The organism is Thioalkalivibrio denitrificans, assembly GCF_002000365.1.
GTDB classification, from domain to species: Bacteria; Pseudomonadota; Gammaproteobacteria; order Ectothiorhodospirales; family Ectothiorhodospiraceae; genus Thioalkalivibrio_A; species Thioalkalivibrio_A denitrificans.
On record NZ_MVBK01000112.1, the window covers coordinates 1 to 378 of the forward strand.

Annotated in this window: 1 protein-coding gene; it reads left to right on the forward strand. The window is 65.3% G+C overall.

What is annotated here, in order from left to right; genetic code table 11:
• The first annotated feature begins 37 nt into the window (after positions 1–37).
• Positions 38–355, forward strand: a complete 318-nt coding sequence (locus B1C78_RS15500) for a DUF3301 domain-containing protein (RefSeq protein ID WP_077280075.1) — start codon at positions 38–40, stop codon at positions 353–355.
• Positions 356–378: the final 23 nt, after the last annotated feature.

Genomic DNA, 378 nt, shown 5'->3' on the forward strand with positions numbered 1-378 from the left:
CACTTCCTGCCTCCCACTTCTACGTTAAACTCCCGCCATGACCCCCTTGCTGATTGCGCTGCTCGCGGGACTGGCGATCTGGTACGTGAATGACACACTCAGGTGCCGTGAGCGCGTGGTCCGTGCGGCGCGCAACGCGTGCGCGGAACTCCGGGTGCAGTTTCTGGATCAATCGGTAGCACAGACCCGGCTCGGCCTGGGCAGGGGTGCCGATGGGCGGCTTCGCCTGCGGCGTGAGTACCGCTTCGACTTCAGCCTCGACGGGAGCGACCGCTACGCCGGATACGTCACCTGCATCGGCCAGCGCGTGACCGGCCTGAGCCTGGATCACCCCGACGGACGTCTTGTGCAGTAAGGCGCTAGGAGCCTGTCGGACTT